The organism is Planktothrix sp. FACHB-1365 (assembly GCF_014697575.1).
Classification (GTDB): domain Bacteria; phylum Cyanobacteriota; class Cyanobacteriia; order Cyanobacteriales; family Microcoleaceae; genus Planktothrix.
This window is the reverse complement of the sequence record NZ_JACJSC010000004.1, coordinates 179,441-202,207: the sequence shown is the minus strand read 5'-3', so window position 1 is coordinate 202,207 and position 22,767 is coordinate 179,441. Positions and strand designations below refer to the sequence as shown.

20 protein-coding genes are annotated in these 22,767 nt (G+C 40.8%); 12 read left to right on the top strand and 8 right to left on the bottom strand.

Annotation, left to right across the window (positions count from 1 at the left end):
• Nucleotides 1-49 precede the first annotated feature (49 nt).
• The 4 genes from H6G57_RS08310 (at nucleotide 50) to kaiC (ending at nucleotide 4,361) form a co-directional block, all read left to right on the top strand.
• Nucleotides 50-1,174, top strand: a complete 1,125-nt coding sequence (locus H6G57_RS08310; protein ID WP_190517564.1) for an aldo/keto reductase — start codon at nucleotides 50-52, stop codon at nucleotides 1,172-1,174.
• Nucleotides 1,175-1,262: 88 nt separating this feature from the next.
• Complete coding sequence (locus H6G57_RS08305; RefSeq protein ID WP_242048909.1) at nucleotides 1,263-2,225, top strand: circadian clock protein KaiA; 963 nt, start codon at nucleotides 1,263-1,265, stop codon at nucleotides 2,223-2,225.
• A 76-nt stretch (nucleotides 2,226-2,301) separates the two neighbouring features.
• A complete protein-coding gene (kaiB, locus tag H6G57_RS08300; protein WP_072717063.1) occupies nucleotides 2,302-2,604 on the top strand; it encodes a circadian clock protein KaiB in 303 nt (100 codons plus the stop codon).
• Nucleotides 2,605-2,810: 206 nt separating this feature from the next.
• Nucleotides 2,811-4,361 (top strand): circadian clock protein KaiC, encoded by a 1,551-nt coding sequence (gene kaiC / locus H6G57_RS08295; protein ID WP_072717062.1) that lies wholly within the window; start codon nucleotides 2,811-2,813, stop codon nucleotides 4,359-4,361.
• 442 nt (nucleotides 4,362-4,803) lie between these two features.
• Here kaiC and H6G57_RS08290 read toward each other — a convergent pair whose 3' ends face one another.
• Complete coding sequence (locus H6G57_RS08290) at nucleotides 4,804-6,363, bottom strand: DGQHR domain-containing protein (RefSeq protein ID WP_190517563.1); 1,560 nt, start codon at nucleotides 6,361-6,363, stop codon at nucleotides 4,804-4,806.
• Nucleotides 6,364-6,521: 158 nt separating this feature from the next.
• On the opposite strand from H6G57_RS08290, the gene H6G57_RS08285 reads away from it, so the two are divergent.
• The 5 genes from H6G57_RS08285 to H6G57_RS08265 all read left to right on the top strand — a co-directional run bounded on the left by H6G57_RS08285 (nucleotide 6,522) and on the right by H6G57_RS08265 (nucleotide 12,778).
• A complete protein-coding gene (locus H6G57_RS08285) occupies nucleotides 6,522-7,748 on the top strand; it encodes a DNA sulfur modification protein DndB (RefSeq protein WP_190517561.1) in 1,227 nt (408 codons plus the stop codon).
• 30 nt (nucleotides 7,749-7,778) lie between these two features.
• The gene (gene dndC, locus H6G57_RS08280) at nucleotides 7,779-9,359 is read left to right on the top strand and encodes a DNA phosphorothioation system sulfurtransferase DndC (protein ID WP_190517560.1); all 1,581 of its coding nucleotides are present in this window, start codon (nucleotides 7,779-7,781) and stop codon (nucleotides 9,357-9,359) included.
• 139 nt (nucleotides 9,360-9,498) lie between these two features.
• Entirely contained in the window at nucleotides 9,499-11,484 is a 1,986-nt protein-coding gene (gene dndD / locus H6G57_RS08275; protein ID WP_190517558.1) for a DNA sulfur modification protein DndD, read from the top strand.
• A gap of 177 nt (nucleotides 11,485-11,661) precedes the next feature.
• Entirely contained in the window at nucleotides 11,662-12,063 is a 402-nt protein-coding gene (gene dndE / locus H6G57_RS08270; protein ID WP_190517556.1) for a DNA sulfur modification protein DndE, read from the top strand.
• Between the two features lie 193 nt (nucleotides 12,064-12,256).
• Nucleotides 12,257-12,778, top strand: coding sequence for a late competence development ComFB family protein (locus H6G57_RS08265; protein ID WP_309235790.1), 522 nt, complete (start codon nucleotides 12,257-12,259; stop codon nucleotides 12,776-12,778).
• A gap of 321 nt (nucleotides 12,779-13,099) precedes the next feature.
• Here the strand turns inward: H6G57_RS08265 and ftsZ are convergent, their stop codons facing one another.
• Both ftsZ and H6G57_RS08255 read right to left on the bottom strand, forming a co-directional pair.
• Complete coding sequence (gene ftsZ / locus H6G57_RS08260) at nucleotides 13,100-14,380, bottom strand: cell division protein FtsZ (protein ID WP_072717056.1); 1,281 nt, start codon at nucleotides 14,378-14,380, stop codon at nucleotides 13,100-13,102.
• Nucleotides 14,381-14,671: 291 nt separating this feature from the next.
• Nucleotides 14,672-14,890, bottom strand: a complete 219-nt coding sequence (locus H6G57_RS08255) for a hypothetical protein (protein ID WP_190517554.1) — start codon at nucleotides 14,888-14,890, stop codon at nucleotides 14,672-14,674.
• Nucleotides 14,891-15,093: 203 nt separating this feature from the next.
• Between H6G57_RS08255 and H6G57_RS08250 the strand changes: the two genes are divergently transcribed.
• Nucleotides 15,094-15,507: a peptide chain release factor 1 gene (locus H6G57_RS08250; RefSeq protein WP_190517553.1), complete on the top strand. Its 414-nt coding sequence runs from the start codon at nucleotides 15,094-15,096 to the stop codon at nucleotides 15,505-15,507.
• Nucleotides 15,508-15,515: 8 nt separating this feature from the next.
• Here the strand turns inward: H6G57_RS08250 and H6G57_RS08245 are convergent, their stop codons facing one another.
• Together H6G57_RS08245 and H6G57_RS08240 are read right to left on the bottom strand one after the other, a co-directional pair.
• On the bottom strand, nucleotides 15,516-16,205 hold the full coding sequence (locus H6G57_RS08245) for a hypothetical protein (protein ID WP_190517551.1): 690 nt from the start codon (nucleotides 16,203-16,205) through the stop codon (nucleotides 15,516-15,518).
• 17 nt (nucleotides 16,206-16,222) lie between these two features.
• A complete protein-coding gene (locus tag H6G57_RS08240; RefSeq protein ID WP_190517550.1) occupies nucleotides 16,223-17,071 on the bottom strand; it encodes a TlyA family RNA methyltransferase in 849 nt (282 codons plus the stop codon).
• Between the two features lie 215 nt (nucleotides 17,072-17,286).
• On the opposite strand from H6G57_RS08240, the gene H6G57_RS08235 reads away from it, so the two are divergent.
• Nucleotides 17,287-17,487 (top strand): hypothetical protein, encoded by a 201-nt coding sequence (locus H6G57_RS08235; protein ID WP_190517548.1) that lies wholly within the window; start codon nucleotides 17,287-17,289, stop codon nucleotides 17,485-17,487.
• A gap of 264 nt (nucleotides 17,488-17,751) precedes the next feature.
• On the opposite strand, the gene apcB is transcribed toward H6G57_RS08235, so the two are convergent.
• Nucleotides 17,752-18,261 (bottom strand): allophycocyanin subunit beta, encoded by a 510-nt coding sequence (gene apcB, locus H6G57_RS08230; protein WP_190517547.1) that lies wholly within the window; start codon nucleotides 18,259-18,261, stop codon nucleotides 17,752-17,754.
• A gap of 174 nt (nucleotides 18,262-18,435) precedes the next feature.
• On the opposite strand from apcB, the gene glnA reads away from it, so the two are divergent.
• Nucleotides 18,436-19,857 (top strand): type I glutamate--ammonia ligase, encoded by a 1,422-nt coding sequence (gene glnA, locus H6G57_RS08225; protein WP_190517545.1) that lies wholly within the window; start codon nucleotides 18,436-18,438, stop codon nucleotides 19,855-19,857.
• Nucleotides 19,858-19,974: 117 nt separating this feature from the next.
• Here the strand turns inward: glnA and H6G57_RS08220 are convergent, their stop codons facing one another.
• Nucleotides 19,975-21,369 carry an AAA-like domain-containing protein gene (locus tag H6G57_RS08220; RefSeq protein WP_190517544.1) on the bottom strand — a complete coding sequence of 465 codons (1,395 nt, stop codon included), beginning with the start codon at nucleotides 21,367-21,369 and terminating at the stop codon, nucleotides 19,975-19,977.
• A 189-nt stretch (nucleotides 21,370-21,558) separates the two neighbouring features.
• Complete coding sequence (locus tag H6G57_RS08215) at nucleotides 21,559-22,767, bottom strand: RNA-guided endonuclease TnpB family protein (RefSeq protein WP_190517542.1); 1,209 nt, start codon at nucleotides 22,765-22,767, stop codon at nucleotides 21,559-21,561.

The following is a 22,767-nucleotide window of genomic DNA, read 5'->3' as shown; positions in this document are numbered from 1 at the left end:
AATAGAGAATATAACCCAAGTTTCAAGCTTTTATTCAACCTAGAACCGTATGAAAATTTTAGGGAAAGCGACTTTAGCAGGAACCCAAAGATATCGAGAACGACATCAGCAAGACTGTGTAGCCACTCATTTTCGACAAGCTAATGGTTGGGTTGTTAGTTCAATTGGGATTGGCACTTATTTAGGTGTGCCGGACTCTCATACCGATGATCTCGTTACTGATGCCATTATCGAGTCAGTTGAAAATGGAATTAACCTGATTGATACGGCAATTAATTATCGCTATATGCACGCTGAATGGAGCGTTAGTGATGCTTTATTGGCTTTAATCCGGGATAAAACGATATCCAGAGATGAGTTAGTGATTTGTACAAAAGCAGGGTTTATTCCTGATAATGAGCGGATCAGTTGGTTTTATTCTCGATATATTGAAAGCCGTAATTTTACCATTGAACCCCAAGATTTAGTTGCCGAATGCCACTGTTTACACCCGGAATATATTTGGGATCAACTCGAACGAAGTTTAGATAATTTAGGGGTAGAAACCATTGATATTTATTATCTCCATAACCCGGAAATACAACTTTCGGAAGTCTCCCCAGAAATTTTTTATCACCGTCTCCAACTCGCCTTTGAAGTATTAGAAAAAGCCGTCAGCCAAGGTAAAATTAGTGCCTATGGGTTAGCCACTTGGGATGGCCTGCGAGTGCCACCCACCGCATTCAACTATTTGGATTTAGCCAAGGCTAAAGCATTAGCGAGTCAAGTCACCTCCGAGGGCCAAGATCATTTCAAATTTATTCAGTTACCCATTAATGCAACGATGCTAGAGGCGTTGGTTCAACCGACTCAGCACGTTAAGCGGACATGGCTTCCGACTTTAGAGGCTGCCCATCGTTTAGGATTATCGGTGATTTCGAGTGCCTCCATTGGCCAAACCAAAGCCATTGGTCACATTCCCGACATCCTGCAAGAGGGACTCCATCACACCCCCTTAACCCCGACCCTACAGGCTCTTCAATTCACCCGTTCCTGTCCCCGATTATTGACGGCTTTAGTGGGAATGAAAACTGTTGCTCATGTTACAGAAAATTTAGCTTTAACTCAGATTAAACCCCTCGCGGCCAAATTTTATCAACCTTTGACTCACGGGGAGGTTAAAACCGTTTCTTGATCTAAGGATTGAGGATTTTTCTAGGGAATCGTTAAAAAATAGTTACAATTCGTGATTAAATATCATATAGGATTAAACAATCTTAGTAATGGAGCAATTGGCTCTGACTGATTTGTTCGGTGAAAACTTAGTCCCAACTTCCCCAACCGTGTGGCGTCCACAGCTATCCATCGGTGTTTTTGTGCCGACTGTGGGACTGGCTAATATTGTCATGTCCTATTTACAGAATGATAGTTATACAGCAGTGCAGATTCAGTCTGTTGAAGCCTTTGTCCAATTCATGGCTCAAGAAAGACAGCAACTCGATTGTATCGTTCTTGAGGATAATTCCGATTTGCTGGCTCTGAGCCAATATCTCCACAATCAGTCTATTTCTGTACCTGCGGTGATTATCACAGCACAACCCCAACTGATAGAGCGTTTAACGACCCTATCAGATTCTTCAGATGAAACTTCATTACCGGGAGAATCCTCACCCTATTTCTACCACTGTACCGAGGTACGAATCGGGGACAATCAACTCAATCAAATTCCCGCTTATATTGATAAAGCGATTAGTCAATTTATTACCAATGCGATTACAACTCGCCTCACGGAACAATCTGCCAGTGGTGACGCACCGACAGAGCTAACGAATTTTATCATTCGTCAACAACGTCGCCTGGTGAGTAAACTCCATGAGCGTTTAGGATACTTGGGTGTGTACTATAAAAGAAGCCCCCAAAATTTTATTCGTAATATGGCCCCTGCTGAACGGCAGGAATTTATCGATCAACTCAAGACCAAATATCGCCAAATTGTTCTCAGTTATTTTTCAGCCGATCAAAGTTTGAATAATAAAATTGATGAATATGTAAATTTGGCTTTTTTTGCTGATGTTCCTGTCACCCGAATTGTGGAAATTCACATGGAGTTAATGGATAATTTTTCTAAACAGCTTAAATTAGAAGGAAGAAGCGAAGATGTTTTATTAGACTACCGCTTAACTTTAATTGACACCATTGCCCATTTATGTGAAATGTATCGCCGCTCAATTCCTAGAGATTCCTAGAAATAGTAATTGAACCTTGACTTTAACGATAAAATAAGTTTTTCCTACCCCACCTAACACCTGTCAATCAACATTTATGAGTCCTCTAAAAAAAACCTATGTCCTCAAACTTTATGTGGCGGGGAATACTCCTAACTCAGTCCGAGCCTTGAAAACCCTTAAAGATATTTTGGAACAGGAATTTCAAGGGGTTTATGCCTTGAAAGTGATTGACGTTCTCAAAAATCCACAACTGGCAGAGGAAGATAAAATTTTGGCAACTCCTACCCTGTCTAAAATCTTACCGCCTCCGGTGCGGAAAATAATTGGTGATCTCTCAGATCGAGAAAAAGTTTTAATTGGACTCGATCTTCTCTATGAAGAACTGATGGATGAGTAAATCTGGACTTAAAATCGATTCTGGGGACTGAGGACAAGGTAAAATAGATTACTGATGTTCGTCAATTCTGATCCACCCTTACCAACTGCTGGGAACTCTTGGTTGAGAATGATGACTTGATCCCCTACTGTTCCAGATTTTGTGGTAAATGTAGCAAAAGTCTCACAGGTTCATCGATCAGAGCCTTATCCTTTTAAGATAAAATTATGAGTGAAAGTTCTCAGGAAACCAAAAGCAATGGACGTAAACTGATAGGGGTGCAGAAAATCCGCACCATGATTGAAGGCTTTGATGATATTAGTCATGGTGGAATGCCCATTGCCAGAACAACGTTAGTGAGCGGGACTTCAGGAACCGGAAAAACCTTGTTTGCGGTTCAGTTTCTCTACAATGGAATCACCTATTTTGATGAACCTGGGATCTTCGTCACGTTTGAAGAATCACCTACAGATATTATTAAAAATGCTTCTAGTTTTGGATGGGATCTCCAACAATTTATTGATGAAGGAAAGTTATTTATTTTAGATGCTTCTCCTGACCCAGAGGGGCAAGATATTGTGGGAAATTTTGACCTGTCGGCTTTAATTGAGCGGATTCAATATGCTATTCGTAAATATAAAGCTCGACGGGTTTCAATTGATTCCGTAACGGCTGTTTTCCAACAATATGAAGCCGCAGGAGTGGTCAGACGAGAGATTTTCCGCCTGGTAGCACGGTTAAAACAGGTGGGGGCTACCACGATTATGACAACGGAACGGGAGGCAGAATATGGCCCGGTGGCGCGATTTGGAGTAGAAGAATTTGTCTCCGATAATGTCGTTATCTTTCGGAACGTTTTAGAGGGAGAACGACGGCGACGCACGGCGGAAATCCTCAAATTGCGGGGTACAACCCACATGAAGGGGGAATATCCCTTTACGATTACCAATAATGGCATTGGGATCTTTCCTCTGGGGGCGATGCGCCTGACTCAACGTTCTTCCAATGCCCGGGTTTCTTCTGGAAATCCCACCCTCGATCTCATGTGTGGGGGTGGATTTTTCAAAGATTCGATTATTTTGGCGACTGGAGCAACGGGAACGGGTAAAACGTTATTAGTCAGTATTTTTCTACAGGATGCCTGTAAAAATGGTCAACGAGCCATGTTATTTGCTTATGAAGAATCTCGCGCTCAGTTATTTAGAAATGCCAGTTCCTGGGGGATTGATTTTGAAGAAATGGAACGGAAAGGATTACTGAAAATTTTATGTAGTTATCCTGAATCTGCGGGATTAGAAGATCATTTACAAATTATTAAATCGGAAATTTCTGAGTTTAAACCCGCTCGAATTGCGATTGATTCGTTATCGGCTTTAGCACGAGGGGTGAGTAATAACGCTTTCCGTCAATTTGTGATTGGGGTAACGGGTTACGCTAAACAGGAGGAAATTACAGGATTTTTCACGAATACAACGGATCAATTTATGGGTTCCCATTCGATTACGGATTCTCATATTTCAACGATTACCGATACGATTTTGATGTTGCAATATGTGGAAATTCGAGGGGAAATGTCCCGTGCCTTAAACGTGTTTAAAATGAGGGGTTCCTGGCATGATAAAGGTATTCGAGAATATACGATTAGTGATCATGGCCCTCTGATTACTGATTCTTTCCGAGATTATGAACGGATTATTAGTGGTTCTCCGACTCGTATTGCGGTGAATGAAAAGAGTGAGTTAGGTCGTATTCTTGGAAAGATTGAGTCTGATGAATAATAGTTAGTTGACTCCTATTAACTGTTATCTCAAGGACTGAAAATTAAATTCATTGTAGGGTCGAGATGTGCTTGGCTCCTACTCTGATATAGCAAGTCTAAATCAGTTGTAGAAATGACTTAAAATCCAATTCATCTCCTGGGGTGAGGCGCGCCTCGCCCCTACAAAGACATCGTGGTATTTTTGGGTATTAATAATCTTTATTATTATGAGTGTACAATCCATTTAGACTCCCTATATTACATCCAACCCAAATAAGCTTTAGCTGCATTACTAGGATCAATTAATTCATGAATTGCCCGTTTGCGATGTTGACCATCGGTAACAAGGATTGACTAATTAATCAAGTGTATACACGAACTCCCCCTTACAACATTATCTCTTGTGCCGGGGGTTTTGTCAACCCCTCCCCCAACAAACAAAATTTTTTCACAGAAAACCGCTACAAAATTTCGGGTAAACCGACTTCTCTGGGTTTGACAAATTGACCTTCAAAACTGACGGCTTTATTCTCAAACGTCCTAGCATCCGCTAAGGCTTTGCGTAACTCAGCACATTCCATCGGTTGCGGCATTCCCCCTAATAAATAGATGAGTAACTTCGCCGCCAACTCTTTTCCGGCTACCCTCACCCGGCGTTTATTCGGGTCATATAATACCCCATACCAGAGCGAGTCAGGATATTCCATGCCACTAAAGCCGCCAGCGTTATCAAATTCTTGCAATTTCTCAAAAATTTCTGTTACCGACCGTTGTTGATAAAAGACCAACACCCCCAACGCCGCAGCTACCGCCACTTGACCCACAGGACGAAACAGTAAATTTCCCTCTCCTCCGGGTTTCTCAAAACTAAACCGACGCAAGGCGGGAGTTTCCCAACCTTGTTCTAACTTTTGATAACTGGGTAAAGTTGCCATACCATCAAAGAATTGTTTTAACTCCTCAATACCTGCTTCTAATTCTGCTTCGGTGGGTCGCAGAGGAATTAACCCAGATTTTGCAGCTTTCCAGTGGGGAAATTTGGGGGTTAAATACCGTTGACCCATATCCGTTAACGCTTGCAGGGTGGTTAAGACCGTTGACTTGGATGCTACGGTAGCACTATCCCAATTAATTCTAGGGTTGCGTCTGGGTTTATCGCAAAATAAAGCATGGGAAACAGCTACCTGGCGAGTCACAATAGAAAACCCATCATCTTCATCTAATAGTGCCAACTGTCCTTTACTGAGTTTGACGGCCATTAAGTTAACGTGAACAAAAATAGACCTTACCCGTTGTCTAGCTTCAGCGCGAGTTTCCCCCTTGACGACTGCGGGAATAAATTCAACTCCGATGGTTTCTTGGGATAACTGTTGTAACTGTTGGGGAGTGATACCGAATTTTTGGTTAAGTTCTTTGACGGTAATAGTATCCCCCACAGGTTTTTTGAGTTTGCTATAGGGTTGTAAACGTCCTGTCCGCAGGAGTTCCATCAAACCTTGTATCCCCATTAAGCGGTGTTGTCCATCTAAGGCAAACACGGATACATCACTCGACATCTGCAATAGTCCGAGTTTTCCTTGACTATCGAGGGGGAGAAATTCGATGGCGGACTGGGTAGCGCGTTGGTTGTTATCCCACTGGGAGGCGTTGGGGTCATCTACCCAAGCGGGACTGAGGACAACTAACACCGCAGGAAATTTATGGTCTTTATGGTTGGTGAGATATTGGGTTAAGGTGGCTTGACGTGACCAGTCGAGGGGACGTTGGAAAATCTCATCAACGGTTTCGGCGTCGCGCTCTACGTTACCTGTTGCGTCTAAATGAGGTTGAAATAAGGGCAGTTGGGAAGCAAAACCGACTTTTGCGGCTATCCATTCTAAGGTAACAGAACTGATAAAGGTTTCGGTTCCAGCCATATAGGTTTTTTGAACCAGTAGGCTATCTGCTTGTTGTAGATAGGGTTTCAGCAGTTTTGCTATTGTTTCTTGGGCTTCGGAGTTAAGTCGGGTTTCAGTATCCATCAGAGATATGTTGCTAAATGAGTCAATAAATGTTATAATATCTAAAAATGGTTTTTAAAAATTTAATTAATGTTTTTAAAAACCACTTTCTGAGTCCTATCTTACCGAAATAGTAAGGTTTTGGGAATATTTGTAGTTTCTGATAAGAGGGAAGAGTGATGACTGAAGAACACCCACAAAAGCGTTCAAGTGCTGAAATTATTATGCTTCCAACTCAACAGGATGCTATAAATCAAGCATTTACTGATGCGGCCACTTGTGGTGCAAGAGTGTTTCAATGTCATGTTTATGAACAAGGACAGCGAGTTCATTTAGCTTTTTGTCTCTCTTTTGAGCAACTTTTAGAAATGGCAAAATTCCAAACAGCAGATAAGAAAAAAAATAGAGCTAATGCTGAAGATTTAATCAATCGCCCGTTAGTTCCAAACCACGTTAATGAAATTGCTAAATACTTACTAGAGACAGATAATTATATTTTACCTTCGTTTATTTTTAACTGCAAAACACCGATTAAAGTTTTTGCATTTGGCTCAGGTGTAATGCAATTTGGTTATGCTGTTTTACCCAGCAATGTTGAACTTTATGTTACAGATGGTCAACATCGGATTAAAGCGATTGAAAAAGCAGTTAAAGAAAAACCAGAATTACTAAAGGATAGTGCAACAGTATTAGTTGTTCAAGAAGATGATATTGATCAGATTCATCAAGATTTCGCTGATTGCGCTAAAAATAAGCCAATCCCACAAACGTTGCTTGCAACATTTGATGTTAGCGATGCTTTATCAAAACTTACCCGTGATATTTCAAAAGATTTAGTTATTTTTGCAGGACGTATCGATAAAATATCTCAAAAGTTAAATGAAAAAGATTCCGAATATCTATTTACTATGAATCAGTTACGACTTGGGATAGCAGAACTTTTATTTGGCTCATCTCAAAAAACAGTGATTGAATCTCGGAAAAATCAAAATAGAGAGCATCTGAAGTCTTTGCTAGAACAAGCTAAATATTTCTATCTTGAATTTGCAAAACACAATGACGGATGGAGTTTAATGCTTACCCCTAAATCTCAAACAACAAATCTTGATTTCTCTAAATTACGCAAAGAAAGAATAGATTTTAATAGTGTTGGATTACAACTGGTTAGTCGAGTAGGTCATTTAATTTTATTTGAAAATAATTTTAATGAAGACCAACGCAACTTTTTAATTAAAACATTGGCTGATTTAGGTTATAAACGAACTACATCTTTATGGGGAAGTAATCTACTTATGGATGATGGTAATGGAAACATGAAAATTATCAATAACGCAACAGCAGTCAATAAAGCATTTAGAATCGCTGTGTCTGAGATTGAAAATCAAACAGGATTATTATTAAAGTAAACCCATTATTTCATTGATTAGGTTTAAAAAATGGCTGCAATTCAGGGCGAGCTTTTATCAAAATCTACTATTGGTGAGTTCATAGAAGATGTTAATCTTTTAACCAAGGAAATTCAAGATTTATACTGTCTTGATGAAATTCCTTGGGTTATAGGCTATTCAGGTGGTAAGGATAGCACTGCTATCTTACAATTAGTTTGGAATGCGATCGCTGCACTCCCCCCAGAAAAACGGACTAAAACAATTTCTGTTATTACAACCGATACGCTAGTAGAAAACCCGATTGTTTCTACTTGGGTCAAGTATTCCCAGGAACGAATAAAAAATGCTGCTCAAGAACAGGGAATACCCATAAAACCCTATTTATTAAAACCAGAATTAACAGAAACATTTTGGGTGGGTTTAATTGGTAAAGGATATCCACCGCCTCGTGGAAAATTTCGATGGTGTACTGAAAGGTTAAAAATTAATCCTTCTAATCGCTTTATTCGTGATGTTATTCGAGAGTGTGGTGAGGTTATTTTAGTTTTAGGAACTCGTAAAGCAGAAAGCCAAAAACGCGCTGAAAGGATGAAAAAGCTAGAAAAAGAAAAAAGAGTTAGAGATCATCTAAGCCCAAACATGAATTTACCTAACTCTTTAGTCTATAGTCCGATTGAAGATTGGCAAAATGATGAAGTTTGGCTCTATTTAATGCAATGGGATAACCCTTGGGGACATAGTAATAAAGATTTACTAACGATGTATCGTGGTGCTAGTCCAGATAATGAATGTCCTCTTGTTGTTGATACTACAACACCAACTTGTGGTAGTTCTCGGTTTGGTTGTTGGGTTTGTACTCTTGTCAGTCAAGATAAATCCTTAGCAGCAATGATCCAAAATGATGTAGAAAAAGAGTGGCTACAACCTTTATTAGATTTACGTTATGAGTTAGATGTTGATAAAAGTAGAGACAGGCGAGATTTTAGGCGCAGAAGTGGAAAAGTTCAACTTTATGAACGCAACTTAGAAGGAGAAGTATCTGTAGAACCAATTCCTGGTCCTTTTACGAAAGAAGCAAGAGACTATTGGTTAAAAAGACTTCTTAAGGTTCAGCAAGAAGTTCATGAGAATGCTCCTGAAGAGATGAAAGACATTACATTAATTACAATTGAAGAACTTAGCGAAATACGCCGAATATGGTTAGAAGAAAGACACGAATTTGATGATAGTTTACCCAAAATTTATGAGGAAATTATGGGAGAACCCTTTGAAGACCCCCGTATCGGTGCGGGAAATCATGTTCTGGGTGGAGATGAATGGCAACTATTAGAAGAACTGAGCCAGGGAGATACAATGTATATGGAACTGATGGCTAAACTCATTGATACTGAACGTCAGTATAAAACAATGGCAAGACGGACTGGAATTTATGATGATTTAGAACGTTGTTTTGAAACCAGTTCTCGACCACAACAAGATGCTATTGAAAATGCACATTATGAACGTAATTTAAAAGAAGCCGCAAAAACCGGAAGCGTTGAACAAGTTAAGCAAGCGGTTGAGGGAAAAAACCCCGACCCTCCTCAACAGTTAAGTTGGGCAACTTTGAAATTTCAAAACCCCTCTTAACTTTCGTTTCCAGGCTCCCGCCTGGGAATGCTGAATGGCAGGCTTCGCCTGCTATGAGGGGAGGCAGAGCCTCCTGAAATTCATTTCTAGGTAGAACCTAGAAACGAGATGGAAAATTTACATTTAAAGTCTTAATTTTATGCTTTTCTTAGAATTAACCTTAGAAAATTTCGGCCCCTATCGAGGGAAACAAGTGATTGATTTACGCCCTAAAATTAATGATAATGGTGTTAGTCCCATTGTCTTACTTGGAGGTATGAATGGGGGCGGGAAAACAACCTTAATGGATGCCATGCGTCTTGCCCTTTATGGACAACGGGCTCAATGTTCAACCAAGGGAAGTTTAAGTTATCCTGACTTTCTCAAACAAGCGGTTAATAAACATACCCTCCCCCATGAAGAAACCAGTGTCGAATTGTTATTTGAACATATTGTTAAAAATATGCAAGTTCAATTTCGGGTCAAACGTCGCTGGACAAAAAACCCGAAAAATGGTAAAGATATTCTAGGAATTTTAATTGATGATTGGCCTGACTCTGCTTGGTTAGAAACCTGGGATGAACGGATAGAAGATTTTTTTCCTATTGGGATTTCTAATTTATTTTTATTTGATGGCGAACAAGTTAAAGAATTAGCCGAGTTAGAAGCACCGCCGAATGTTGTTGTTAAAGCTATTCAATCTTTATTAGGGTTAGAATTAGCTGAACGGTTAGCGATAGATTTAGATATTCTAGCCAACCGTAAACGAAAGCAGTTAGCTGACTCTAAAGAATTAGCAGATTTAGAAACCATTGAAAACAAGTTAAATGGTTATAAATTAGAATGGGAGACGGCAGAAAAAACCGTGTTAGAACTGAAAGAAAAAGCAGGAATAGCCCGCAAAAAGTTATATGAAGCCAAGGAAAGGTTTAAATTAGAAGGGGGAAAAATTGCATCAGAACAAGGTCAACTTGAACAACAATTAAAAGAAGAACGGGAAAAAGCCAAAAAACATCGAGAGTTTTTGGGAAAATTAGCTTCTGAGTATTTGCCATTGGGTTTAATTACACCGTTATTAAATCAAGTGCAAAGCCAAGGAGAACAAGAATTAAATTGGCAAAAGGCAAAAGTAGCCCAAGATTTTATTAAAGAACGAGATCAACGATTATTTCAATATTTAGAAGAACTTAATATTACTCAAAACCAATTAGATCAGATTAAAATTTATTTAAAGGAGGATTATCAAAAATTTGCCGATGATGCTGAAAATCAAGACCTGATTCTTTTAGGAATAGATGAAAAAGTATTTCAAGACTTAAAAACCGTTTTAGATCATCAACTTCCCAGTCAAATTAAATCCTCTGAGAATACTTTAGAGGCTTTAAGAAAGATTGAAACAGTAATTTCTAGTTTGGAACAACAATTAGCCGTTGCTGCACCGCCAGAGGTGTATGAACAACTGTTAGAAAATGTTTCCCAAGCTCAAGGAGAATTAACCAAACTAGAAACGGCTATTGAGGAAGGAGAACAACGCTGTAAAAAATGCCAAAGCCAATATGAAAAAGCTAAAAAAGACTTAGAAAAATATAGTCAAAATACTATTGATCGAAAAAATGTTAATCATATTATTGATAGCGTGGCTAAAGTTCAAAGTACCTTAAAGGTTTTTAAAGAGAAATTAACTTTGAAAAAACTGAATAAATTAGAAGTAGAAGTAACAGAATGTTTTCGTTATTTATTACATAAATCCGACTTAGTGCATCGAGTTATTATCCAAACAGAAGATTTTAGTTTATCCCTCTATGATCCCCAAGGACAACCTGTTGAGAAACACCGCCTTTCAGCCGGAGAAAAACAACTGTTAGCGATCGCTTTTTTATGGGGGTTAGCGAGGGTTTCCGGTCGGAATTTACCCATTGCCATTGATACCCCATTAGGCCGTTTAGACTCCTCCCACCGTCAAAACTTAATTGAACGGTATTTTCCCACAGCCAGCCATCAAGTTATTTTACTCTCAACGGATACGGAAATTGCGGAAAAGGAAGTCAACAGTTTACGAGAACAAGAAGCCATTGCCCGTGAATATTTACTCAAATATGATCCAAAACAACGCCAAACCCGCATTGAACCCGGTTATTTCTTTTAAGAAGATAAGGTTGAGTCTGTAATGTTTCTTTACCAAAACTTCATACAACTTCAGTTTAAATCAAGGTTTTGTAAAAAAATACCCTACCTAGATTACAATTCTTCAGTATTTCGGTATAAAATTTTCTATATATAGATTTAAGATCTGTGGATTTCCTGAATTGTCTCTTGAATCACAATGGAACCCCCCTTAGAGCGAATTCGCCTATCCCTAACCGCGAAGGAGCAACTGACGAAACTTAAGCGAGTCACCAAAATAGAGAATTGGAATATCCTGTGTCGTTGGGCGTTGTGTCGTTCACTAGCGGAGTCAACAATTCCTTCCCCAGTTCCCATACCTAGCGATAGTAATGTTGAAATGACATGGCAAGTTTTTGGGGGTCAGATGTGTGATTTATTACTCCTTGCCCTCAAGCAACGTTGCCATAATGATCACTTAGGAACCGATCCCGAAACCCTCGCCACCCAGTTTCGCCTACACCTCCATCGAGGAATTAGTTACCTAGCCGGTGATCCCAATCTTAAACAGATTGAAGATTTAATCACCCTCACCCAAGCCCAAAATTCCGCCACCCCATAAACCTGCTGAAGTCACAACCTCGCAAGACTCAGAATGTACCCCCTATAGTGAATTACGGTTCAGGGGTAACGGTTACTGTTCTCGAATGCCTTTCTCCTCCTTCCGTTATAAAGTCCCCTGTCATTTCCTATCTTTTCGGGAGGATCTCACAGACTTTCAAAATCGTTAAACTAGAAACTAGAGGAGAATCACCGTGACAACACTGAATACCGAATCTGGCTCGGTCAATACTATGGCTATAGGTTCTAACCGCAGATATCACAACGTAATGGAAGACTTAGTAACTGAGGAAGTCAAACGTCAATTAGCTTCTCTTCCGCCACGACTTTCCCAATATATTAAGCGGGTTGAAGTGGAAACCTACGCGCTTAATCGTTTACCGCCACTTTACGCTTCCAGTAAAGAAGGTTGGATGCAGCAACTTAAACGGGGACAGGCAGAGTTTTCCCCCTCGATCAAAACCGCCGTGCGACAAGCGATCGCGGCGGTACAAAGAGACTTGCTGCGACATTCAACTCCTTTATCTCCAGAAGAAGCCACAGAGGTTAATCAAGAGATTCAGAAACAAGAGGCTCCCAAAAGGAATGTACCTCGCTCTGAACCTTGGGAAAATACACCGCCTAATCTTGATCAGAAAGTGGTGCATCGTCATCGTGCTTTTGCCGATAATTACTCGCGCAAAGAAGCTTCGATTCGAGACGGATGGATGGGTTAATGTATTGGGGTATTTTTAGGCGTTGTTTTAGCTCTTCTTTGTAGTATTTAAAAGAGATAAAAGAATGGATAAAAATGCCCGACAACCCTTGTCCTTTACCGATAGTTAAGGAGTGCTCTAATGGAGAAGTTACATCAAGTTTACTCTGTTGTACAGTTAAAAATATATCCTTCTTAAGGCAGAGATGCGCCACAATTGCCACTGCCAGGGTACAGCCTGACTAAACCTTAATGGTTAACGATTAACTGCTGAGTGTGGGCTGTTGTCAAGTGGAGAGTACCAAATGCCGAGTGTTCGGCTTCCGGTGCTCCCCTGATGGGTCTAACGAGTAGGGGGTTTGCGCCGACGGAGAAAATCAGGAATATCTAATCCGGGTTGGGCTGGGTTAGAGGGAGTTTGGGGTTGGGGTGGGTTCCCTGGGGCAGGAATCACCGGAATGGTATTCCCCCGTTGTACATTAACTTCACGGGTTACGGGGATAGCTTGTTTATTGTCTCCTGAAAACCCAGTGGCAATTACCGTGATTTTTACTTCTCCCTGCATTCGTTCATCAATCACAGCCCCAAAGATAATATTGGCATTAGGATCAACCACTTCATAAATCGTTTCAGCAGCCGCATTCACCTCATGTAAGGTTAAATCCGTACCGCCAGTAATATTAAATACAACCCCCTTCGCCCCATCAATGGAGGATTCTAACAAGGGAGAGGCGATCGCAGCAACGGCCGCTTCTCTAGCCCGTGATTTGCCCGAACCAATGCCAATGCCTAATAAAGCCGACCCGGCATCGGCCATCACCGCCCGCACATCGGCGAAATCCACGTTGACTAAACCCGGAATCGTAATAATATCAGAGATTCCCTGTACCCCTTGACGTAAGACATCATCCGCATAGCGAAACGCTTCCTGTACGGGGGTTTGTTCATTAATCACCGATAACAATTTATTATTCGGAATCACAATTAACGTATCCACACGGGATTGTAAGGCGGCAATTCCCTCATCCGCTTGAGAAATCCGTCGGCGTCCTTCAAAGGTAAACGGACGAGTGACGACCCCAACGGTTAACGCACCGATTTCTTTCGCGACTTCTGCCACAATCGGGGCTCCACCCGTTCCGGTTCCACCGCCTAATCCGGCGGTAATAAAAACTAAATCTGCCCCTTCCAAAGCATGAAGAATTTCATCCCGTGATTCTTCCGCCGCTTTTTGACCAATGGCGGGGTTTCCACCCGCCCCTAAGCCTCTAGTTAATTTCTGACCCACTTGTAACCGTTTTTGGGCTTTCGATAAAGTTAAAGCTTGAGCATCGGTATTCACTGACCAAAACTCAACACCTGTTACCTGGCTGTCAATCATCCGGTTAACAGCATTACCGCCACTGCCGCCCACACCAATTACTTTGATCTTTGCAGCATTGCTGGGAATAATATCGCCACTCCAAGATTCTTCGCGGGGCATATCTTTAGAATCATTATTAGGGTTAACTATTCGTTCATTTCTACGGAATGGATTGGCTGAATCTGCTGACAACCAGGGATTCGCTTTTCCTTCAGCATCAGAATTGCCTTGGGTAGACCCCAGATTATTCTTAACTGTCATTTTAATAGGGGAAGTAGATGAATAACGGTTCTATAACTTTAAACCACAGAAACAAAACTACTATAGGGTAAGTTGGTCGAGAAACCAAGCCCTTGAGTGTATTAAACGCCACAAATTAGGAGATATCCTAATCTTTATAAGGTTATAGAGGGAGGGAACAGCTTAACTGGGAACAGGGAACAGGGAAAGAAAAGGTTTCATGATTTAGACGTGTCCACCCGTTCACCCTACACCCTATTGAATCAGAGTGCTATTGACTCCCCAGGTCATCTTTTAAATTGTTGGGGCTGATTAATCTTTAAATGACTCAGGAAAATCCGGTAAAACCCAGGTAGGGGGCTGCATTCTTTTCTTACGGACAGCCTCCTCTGCCATTTCTAACATTTGGTCTAAGGAGGTGTTGCTGATAAAATTTTCAGTTTCTGGGATATAGTCACGATTGGGACATTTATCCCCTAAAACACAGCCATTGACACAAGCTTCTGCACAATTAATTGATGATGGTTCCATCGGTTTTTCCGCTCCAAGTTGATCGGTTTGAGATTTGGGTTGGCTTCAGGGTTAAGGCTCTGGGTTCTGAACCTTGTGAAGTTCCTGATCCAAAATTCTAACGTGAGTTCAATATAATCAAAAATGGGGGATTGTTAATCCTTTGGTAAAATCCGTTTAATTTGGCAAGTTCGTTAACCGTTACATCTTTTATTAAAATCACTATGAATAAATTTATACAACGTTTTAAGAATTTGCCTTGGATGGCTTTGTGGCAAAGTGTCACCTTGACTTATTTAATCGTCGCGATCGCAGAAGTTTTGATGATTTGGGGAATCACTCAATCCTTAGCCTTGCGAAAAATGATCAAAATTTTATACGCCCAACCCTTAGACTTATTAATTTTATTCGGTGTCGGCGTTGGGGTAGGAGCTTTAGCCATTTATCTCATCGAAATTCTTCCCCCTAAAGTTTTCCTCAATACAACTTGTTTGTGGGTACTTTTCCTGTGCTTATTAGTAACTTTATTAATTTATAAATCCATCTTCCCGCCCGTTCTTTTATTAAGTACATCTCAAATCACAATTATGGGAATTTTAATGGGTTTATTTTGGAAAGGGAGAACTTACTGGAGATAAATCCAAAATTACTTAGCGACAATTCTCAATCCTTCTCGATAATGAGCGATCGCCGTAATCACAGCAACGGCAAAATAAAACACCCGAATCCCCCAAAAACAAACCCCCATAATAATTGTAATTAAAGTGGGTGGTATCCCACTCACCCGAACAAATTTAGAGTTCACTTGTTTTTCTAACCGTTCCAATTCCTGCATCTGAACTTGTCGCGTCGGAATCATCGGAAATTGTCCCGTATATAAATAGAAACCAAAGACTCCATCTCGATTAATTCTACGTTTTAAAAAGTCATCGGCAACGGTTTGGGCTTGGGGAACCGGAATATTATCATCCTGAGCAATATCCCCCACCCAAAGATTGTATTTCACAATCTGAGGAACCGCTAAAATCAGGGGGATTGAAACAATTAGAAAAAATGTACTAATTTTGCGAGCATTAGGAGTGGGTAATAAACCCGTTGCTAATCCTAATCCCATCCCCACAAGAGCAAATACCAAAATATTGAGTAAATCAATAATTTCTAAACCCCGAAGTAAATCGCCAAACATAAAAATAGGGTAAATAAATTTATGGGCGAGTTTCAGGACTAAAACTTTAATTGCAATTGCCACTCCTGCGAGGACAACGACACAGAAGACAAACATGAAAGCGCATAAGATATAAACCGTAATGCGCCTCAGTAGTTTGAAGAAATTCATTGAACGGATTTAGGAGGTTAAGGTTGAGTAGAGGAAGATGCTAGGGTTGCCTGGGCTAATTGGGTGATTTGGGCGATGGCGATTTGCGAAGGAAGGGGTTGACCTTCACTGTGTAACCATAACAGATATTCAATATTCCCAGCAGGGCCTTGAATCGGCGACCAAGTTAAACCTCGATATTGCCAGCCTAACGTTAGGGCGGCACAACCGACTTGAAAGATAGCATGGGCTTGATCTTGAAAATCTCGGACAACGCCTTTTTTGCCCACCCGTTCTTTCCCCACTTCAAATTGAGGTTTTACTAACAGTACCACTTCCCGATTCGGCTTTAACAGTTGCCATAACGGAGGCAGAATTTTGGTTAAGGAAATAAAGGATACATCGACAACGGCAAAATCCGCATATTGTTCTGAGGGTGTATCTGTTTCACCCGTTAACTCTCCGTACAATTGACTAGGCGTTAAATAGCGCAGATTCGTGCGTTCAAACAAAATCACTCGCGGATCATTTCTAATCCCCCAGTCGCATTGTCCATAGCCGACATCAACACCATAAACTTGTTTTGCCCCTGCTTTTAATAAACAATCAGTAAACCCTCCCGTTGAAATCCCCCCATCCAGACAAATGCGATCGCGCACATCAATGTTAAATTCTGCCAGAGCTTTAGCTAGTTTTTCTCCCCCTCTGGAGACAAAAGGGGCTCGTTGTTTCACTTGAATCTCTGCTTCTGTATTGATTTCAGTTCCCGGTTTATCAATCACCTGTCGATTCACCAAAACGTCTCCCGCCCGGATTAATCGTTGAGCCTGTTGGCGGGACTCACATAAATTGCGGTCTACTAATAACGTATCGAGTCGTTGTTTCACGAAAATTGGGAACGATAGAGCAGGGAACAGAGAATTAGGAAACGGTTATCGAGATTCAGTGTTTCTACTACTTTACGGTAGAAGTCGATGATCTTAATCACATCAGGAATTGAGATTTATCTTAATTAATCCCTCAAAATATCACTGTTTGCCAAGAAAAATCAGAGGTTAATAGAGAAAGCTAGAGGTTGTATTAAATTTACTGGGATAAATCCATGAAAACCCTTAATTTTTTTCCCCTTGCTAATCAAGAAACTAGCCAACCCTCAACCGTTGCTATTTTAAGTGGAGAAATGATTCATATTATTTATCCCAATGGCAAAGTAGAACTCATAACCACAGAAAATGTTCAGGAAAATAGAAGTCAACACCATTTGAAAACCTGTATCGTGTGGGGTCGAGTTGAAGACTTTTAAGGATTCGTGTTTCAACATGAATGCGTCGGGATTCCATTCCACCCTAGCACCTGCTCTGGTGTAGTGAAGATTTTCCTCCCGTCGCAGTCAAATAATCTGGATGTAAAAATGGCATTAGCCCAGAAACCCCTGGTAGACAAATCGGTGAAGTTCATCTAATCGGAGGGGTTACGGGCATGAGTGAGCCAAAACAAAATGAAATGAGCGTGAGCCAATGCAATCGCCTTAAAAATGTAGAGACCGTCCATGGACGGTCTGTACGGATTAAATATCCTGTTCACCCAATTCCCGAATTAAATGCTCAAAAGGTTGTTCTAAATAATCTCCAGTAGGCAGTCCGGCGGCTGCAACTTGTTCAGCCACTAAATCTTTGAGAATACCGATGCCGATCACAGTTGGGCCAACGGGAACATTTAAGGAATTGTAAGTTTCCCGTAATCCTTGGAGTACCCGTTCATCTAAAACATCCATATCTCCAGCCACCAGAGCATAGGTAGCGTAACGCAGATAATAGTCCATATCCCGTAAACAGGCTGCATAACGACGGGTGGTGTAAGCATAGCCACCGGGACGAATCAACTCAGGAACTTGGCTAAACAAAGTAGAACCCGCTTGTTTAACCAAAGTAGCCGCGTTGCTATTAATCACCGCAGCCGCTTGCACCCGTGCCGTGCCCGTCGAAAAATAGGACTTTAATTGATCGATGGCATCTCGATCCAAATAGCGACCCGTTCTGTCGTAATTTTTTATTAAGCTTGTAACGGCGTCTCGCATGAAGGCTATCTCCTTTATAATATCTTTCAATTATTCTGAAGCCGCGACGTGCTGTATTGTAGCACTCAATACAAAACTTAATCAATCTGAGTCACTATGATCAGCCAGTCGCTTTGTCAGACTAACTGCCAAGCCCTTCAGAGATAATCAAGATTTTTGAGGAGATATTCATTCATGCCTGAGACTGCCCAAGAGGTCTTATCGATGATCGAAGACCAAGGGATTCAAATGATTGACCTGAAATTCGTGGATATGCTAGGAACCTGGCAACATCTAACGGTACACAACAGCCAAATCGATGAATCCTCCTTTACAGATGGTGTACCGTTTGATGGTTCCAGCATCCGAGGTTGGAAAGCCATTAATGAATCCGATATGTCAATGGTGTTAGATCCCAAAACAGCTTGGATCGATCCCTTCATGGCAGAACCGACTCTCAGCATCATTTGTAGTATTCAAGAGCCCCGCACCGGAGAACCCTACAGTCGTTGTCCCCGTGTGATTGCCCAAAAAGCCGTTGATTATTTAATTTCGACGGGAATTGGGGATACGGCGTTCTTTGGCCCAGAAGCGGAATTTTTCATTTTTGATGATGTTCGTTACGACCAAACCCAACATTGTGGGTATTACTATGTCGATTCTGTTGAAGGTCGTTGGAACTCAGGAAGGGAAGAACCCGGTGGAAACTTAGCCTACAAACCGGGCTACAAGGAAGGGTATTTCCCCGTTGCGCCAACGGATACTTTCCAAGATATCCGTACTGAAATGTTGTTAACCATGGCCAAATGTGGTGTTCCCATTGAAAAACATCACCATGAAGTGGCCACAGGTGGACAGTGCGAACTGGGTTTCAAATTTGGAACTCTGATTGAAGCCGCCGATAATTTGATGATCTACAAATATGTGATCAAAAATGTCGGTAAAAAATACGGCAGAACCATCACCTTCATGCCCAAACCGATTTTTGCAGATAACGGTTCTGGGATGCACACCCACCAATCTATTTGGAAAGATGGTCAACCTCTGTTTGCTGGGGATAAATATGCGGGCTTCAGCGACATGGGGCTGTGGTACATCGGTGGTATTCTCAAACACGCTCCGGCGTTGTTGGCCTTAACCAACCCCAGCACCAATTCTTACAAACGCTTAGTTCCTGGATATGAAGCTCCGGTGAACTTGGCTTACTCCCAAGGTAACCGTTCGGCTTCGGTGCGGATTCCTCTGGCTGGAAACAACCCCAAAGCCAAGCGTTTAGAGTTCCGGTGTCCTGATGCGACGGCTAACCCCTATATGGCGTTTGCAGCGATGCTCTGTGCTGGAATCGATGGGATTAAGAACCAAATTGATCCCGGTGAACCCTTGGATGTGGATATCTACGATCTCAGTCCTGAAGAATTGCGGAAAATTCCTTCAACCCCTGGTTCTTTGGAATTAGCGTTGGAAGCTTTAGAGCAGGATCACGCCTTTTTAACAGAACCGGGTGTGTTCACCGAAGACTTTATTGCTAACTGGATTTCCTACAAACTCGATAACGAAGTTAACCCCACCCGGTTACGTCCGACTCCCTACGAGTTTGCACTTTATTACGACTGTTAATTGTTTTGACTCATTTGAGTTTTTTACAGCCACCCTAGGGGTGGCTTTTTGATATTAGAGTAGGGAATTAGGAATTAGGAATTACGAATTACGAATTACGAATTGGGAATAAGGGAACTACTGTAATTCTTCTTGGAAATAACGGCGATAGAGTTCACAACTGGGTTCAAGGTGATCACCATTAAATGTAATTAAACCCATACTGTCTAATTTATACGCTAAAGTCGAGTCAATTTTACCTGACCCTCCGGTCTTAATGACCTGTTGAAAAGCGACTTTCAGTTGAGGATATTGATTCAGAGAAAATAACAGACGACGCAAATGATTTTTATAAATTCCCGCGTTTGTAGGGGCTTGTTGGAGGAGTTCTTGGAGTTGGGCTTGGGGTGTTAAGGGGCACTCCAGTCCTAGTTGGGATACGGATGTATAAATATTACAAAATGCTGCACTTGATACAGAGACTAGATGATACATCGCTAACTGAACTAAATACGGATGTCCTCCCACCATTGCCATTAACTGTTGAATCTCTGAATCACCGGCCCAGTCTAATTGATAACATTCTGCTAGTTCTTTAATTTGTTCGTGAGTCAAGTAAGGTAAGCTTAAGGGTAATCCAATATTAAAAGGAGACTGATTTAAGTTAAGGGGAACATAAATTTCTGTGGAATAGGCAACAATTAAGCGAAGTTTTTGCCAGATTTCTATTTTACGCGCTTCTTCATACCAAACTCGCAACATCGGAAAAAATTCTTTAGCCAGTTCAGGATATTCAAAAATTCGATTAACTTCATTTAATACCAATACAATCGGTTCTTGAATGTGTTCGAGAATATAATTTTGAAAATAAATGGTACAACTAACTTTACTCCCAATGTCTTCATCCCAATAATTTTCTAATTGGGATTCTAAATCTAAAGCGTGACCCACATTGGCACAAAACCAACGCAAGAATTTATTTAAGTCGATAAATAAACTTTCTTCTGCCTGATTAAAATCTAAAGTAACACTTCGATAATTAAGTTCATTTGCATAAGCTATTATTCTTAATAATAATGAGCTTTTTCCCATTTTTTGAGGAGCTTTAATCCGCAATACAGAACCCGGTTCCATAATTTCTGTAAAAGCGAGTTCTTCAATAGGAGGACGGGAAATATAGAAGCGAGAGCTTAAGGATAAAGGGCCGTCAGGAAATTCTAGGGGGATTTTGCGGTTGAGGCTGGGTTGGGAAGACGTTTGCCAGATTAATTGCTGTTGAGCGAGGGTGAGTTCACGGGATTCTAGTATTTTGCGAAAGTTGCTTTTATTGATAGACTCATTCAAAACCTGACTCAGTAAAATCCACAAGTCTGCTGCAACTTTTCTAACTCGTTCAGGGCCATAGTAAGCTTCCTGAGCAATGATAGTGTAGGTTTTACCTTCCCATGCTTGTCGCAAAATGAGCTCTTGAAGTCGGGTCAAGGGCTTAGGAAGCATGGCGTTCAAGACTAGAATCACATCGTCGATTGTCATTGAGTAAATATTGGAAGAAGCTGGCAGACTTTACTTTAAAGCCCTATTATAAGTATAAAGGAATACAGGCTTTGGGAGGATGAGGAGTGATTTTTTATGGCATTCGGTCTCAAACTGTTAATTTTTTAACAAAAAATAGTAAAAGCTGATATTACATATTGACAGAACTTAGGAGTTGACACTCCCCCGTCAAGCTACGCGCTCGACGGGGGATTCTTGTTTCACAGAAGAATGCTTTTTAATGCAAGCATTAACGAGTCTTATATCTTCTCCACAAGCTTGAATTTCTGCGTGTCCCGCAGTATTTGTTGACAGTATTCTTATACCTTCTTCCCGAATATTATGTGCTGCGTTAGAGTCTCTATCATGATGAGTTTGACAGCTTGGACAAACCCATTCACGAATACTTAAATTCAATGAATTATTTTTAAATTGGCAGCAATGACAAAGCTTTGTACTTGGGAAAAATCTGTCAACTTCAATTAACTTTCCTCCTTCTCTTTCCAGTTTGTAGCCCAGGAAATTAATTAGCATTCCAAAACCAGCATCTAACACGGATTTTGCTAATTTGGTACGAGCTAACCCTTTGACACAAAGGTTTTCCACTACAATGATTTGGTTCTCATCAACTAACTTTCGAGAGAGTTTATGAAGAAAGTCTAGCCTAGTGTTTGCTATTTTTTCATGAACTTTAGCAACTCTTTTAACCTGTCCTTTACGGTTATTAGACCCTTTTACTTTTCGAGATAATGCTTGCTGTCTTCTTTTTAATCGTTTAGCATATTTTCGAGTAGGCTTAATTGGGTCAACCTTACTATAGGTTTCACCATCAAACACCGTTACCAAACTCGTCAACCCTAAGTCAATCCCTGAAATTTTCCCAGTTTTATTTAGGATTAAATCGTCAGCTTCAAACAAAATAGCGGCAAAATATTTATCTGTACTGGTCTTAGACACGGTAACAGATTTAATTTTGCTGCTAATTGCTTTTGGAATCCTGGCTTTGACAACCCCCAACTTAGGAAGTTTTACACCATTTCCTTTGATTGAACAACTTTCGGGATAACGGATGGATTGCTTTTTGTGTTTACTTTTGAATTTAGGGAATCTGGCTCTTTTTTGAAAAAAGTTTTTAAATGCCGATTCCAAATTTTTGAGTGATTGTTGCAATGCAGCAGCAGTTACTTCTTTCAGAAACAGGTAATCCGGTTGTTTTTTGAGTTGGGTTAAATCCTTCGCCATATCACAATAACTTAACCCTTTTCCGGTTTCCTTGTACTGATTATTAGTTTTCTCTAGGTAATAATTCCAAACAAATCTGCAACAACCGAAGCTTTTCGCTAAAGCTGCTTGCTGTTCTTTGTTTGGATACAACCTTACCTTGAGAACGTCTAACAT

Excerpts from the sequence above, each read along its gene's own strand:
- H6G57_RS08220 (WP_190517544.1), bottom strand. The coding sequence starts at position 21,369 with ATGACAATCGACGATGTGATTCTAGTCTTGAACGCCATGCTTCCTAAG.
- apcB (WP_190517547.1), bottom strand. The coding sequence starts at position 18,261 with ATGCGAGACGCCGTTACAAGCTTAATAAAAAATTACGACAGAACGGGT.
- H6G57_RS08215 (WP_190517542.1), bottom strand. The coding sequence starts at position 22,767 with ATGTTAGACGTTCTCAAGGTAAGGTTGTATCCAAACAAAGAACAGCAA.
- H6G57_RS08235 (WP_190517548.1), top strand. The coding sequence starts at position 17,287 with ATGAAAACCCTTAATTTTTTTCCCCTTGCTAATCAAGAAACTAGCCAA.
- H6G57_RS08285 (WP_190517561.1), top strand. The coding sequence starts at position 6,522 with ATGACTGAAGAACACCCACAAAAGCGTTCAAGTGCTGAAATTATTATG.
- ftsZ (WP_072717056.1), bottom strand. The coding sequence starts at position 14,380 with ATGACAGTTAAGAATAATCTGGGGTCTACCCAAGGCAATTCTGATGCT.
- glnA (WP_190517545.1), top strand. The coding sequence starts at position 18,436 with ATGCCTGAGACTGCCCAAGAGGTCTTATCGATGATCGAAGACCAAGGG.
- dndD (WP_190517558.1), top strand. The coding sequence starts at position 9,499 with ATGCTTTTCTTAGAATTAACCTTAGAAAATTTCGGCCCCTATCGAGGG.
- dndC (WP_190517560.1), top strand. The coding sequence starts at position 7,779 with ATGGCTGCAATTCAGGGCGAGCTTTTATCAAAATCTACTATTGGTGAG.
- H6G57_RS08250 (WP_190517553.1), top strand. The coding sequence starts at position 15,094 with ATGAATAAATTTATACAACGTTTTAAGAATTTGCCTTGGATGGCTTTG.
- H6G57_RS08290 (WP_190517563.1), bottom strand. The coding sequence starts at position 6,363 with ATGGATACTGAAACCCGACTTAACTCCGAAGCCCAAGAAACAATAGCA.
- kaiB (WP_072717063.1), top strand. The coding sequence starts at position 2,302 with ATGAGTCCTCTAAAAAAAACCTATGTCCTCAAACTTTATGTGGCGGGG.
- H6G57_RS08310 (WP_190517564.1), top strand. The coding sequence starts at position 50 with ATGAAAATTTTAGGGAAAGCGACTTTAGCAGGAACCCAAAGATATCGA.
- H6G57_RS08305 (WP_242048909.1), top strand. The coding sequence starts at position 1,263 with ATGGAGCAATTGGCTCTGACTGATTTGTTCGGTGAAAACTTAGTCCCA.
- kaiC (WP_072717062.1), top strand. The coding sequence starts at position 2,811 with ATGAGTGAAAGTTCTCAGGAAACCAAAAGCAATGGACGTAAACTGATA.
- H6G57_RS08245 (WP_190517551.1), bottom strand. The coding sequence starts at position 16,205 with ATGAATTTCTTCAAACTACTGAGGCGCATTACGGTTTATATCTTATGC.
- H6G57_RS08255 (WP_190517554.1), bottom strand. The coding sequence starts at position 14,890 with ATGGAACCATCATCAATTAATTGTGCAGAAGCTTGTGTCAATGGCTGT.
- dndE (WP_190517556.1), top strand. The coding sequence starts at position 11,662 with ATGGAACCCCCCTTAGAGCGAATTCGCCTATCCCTAACCGCGAAGGAG.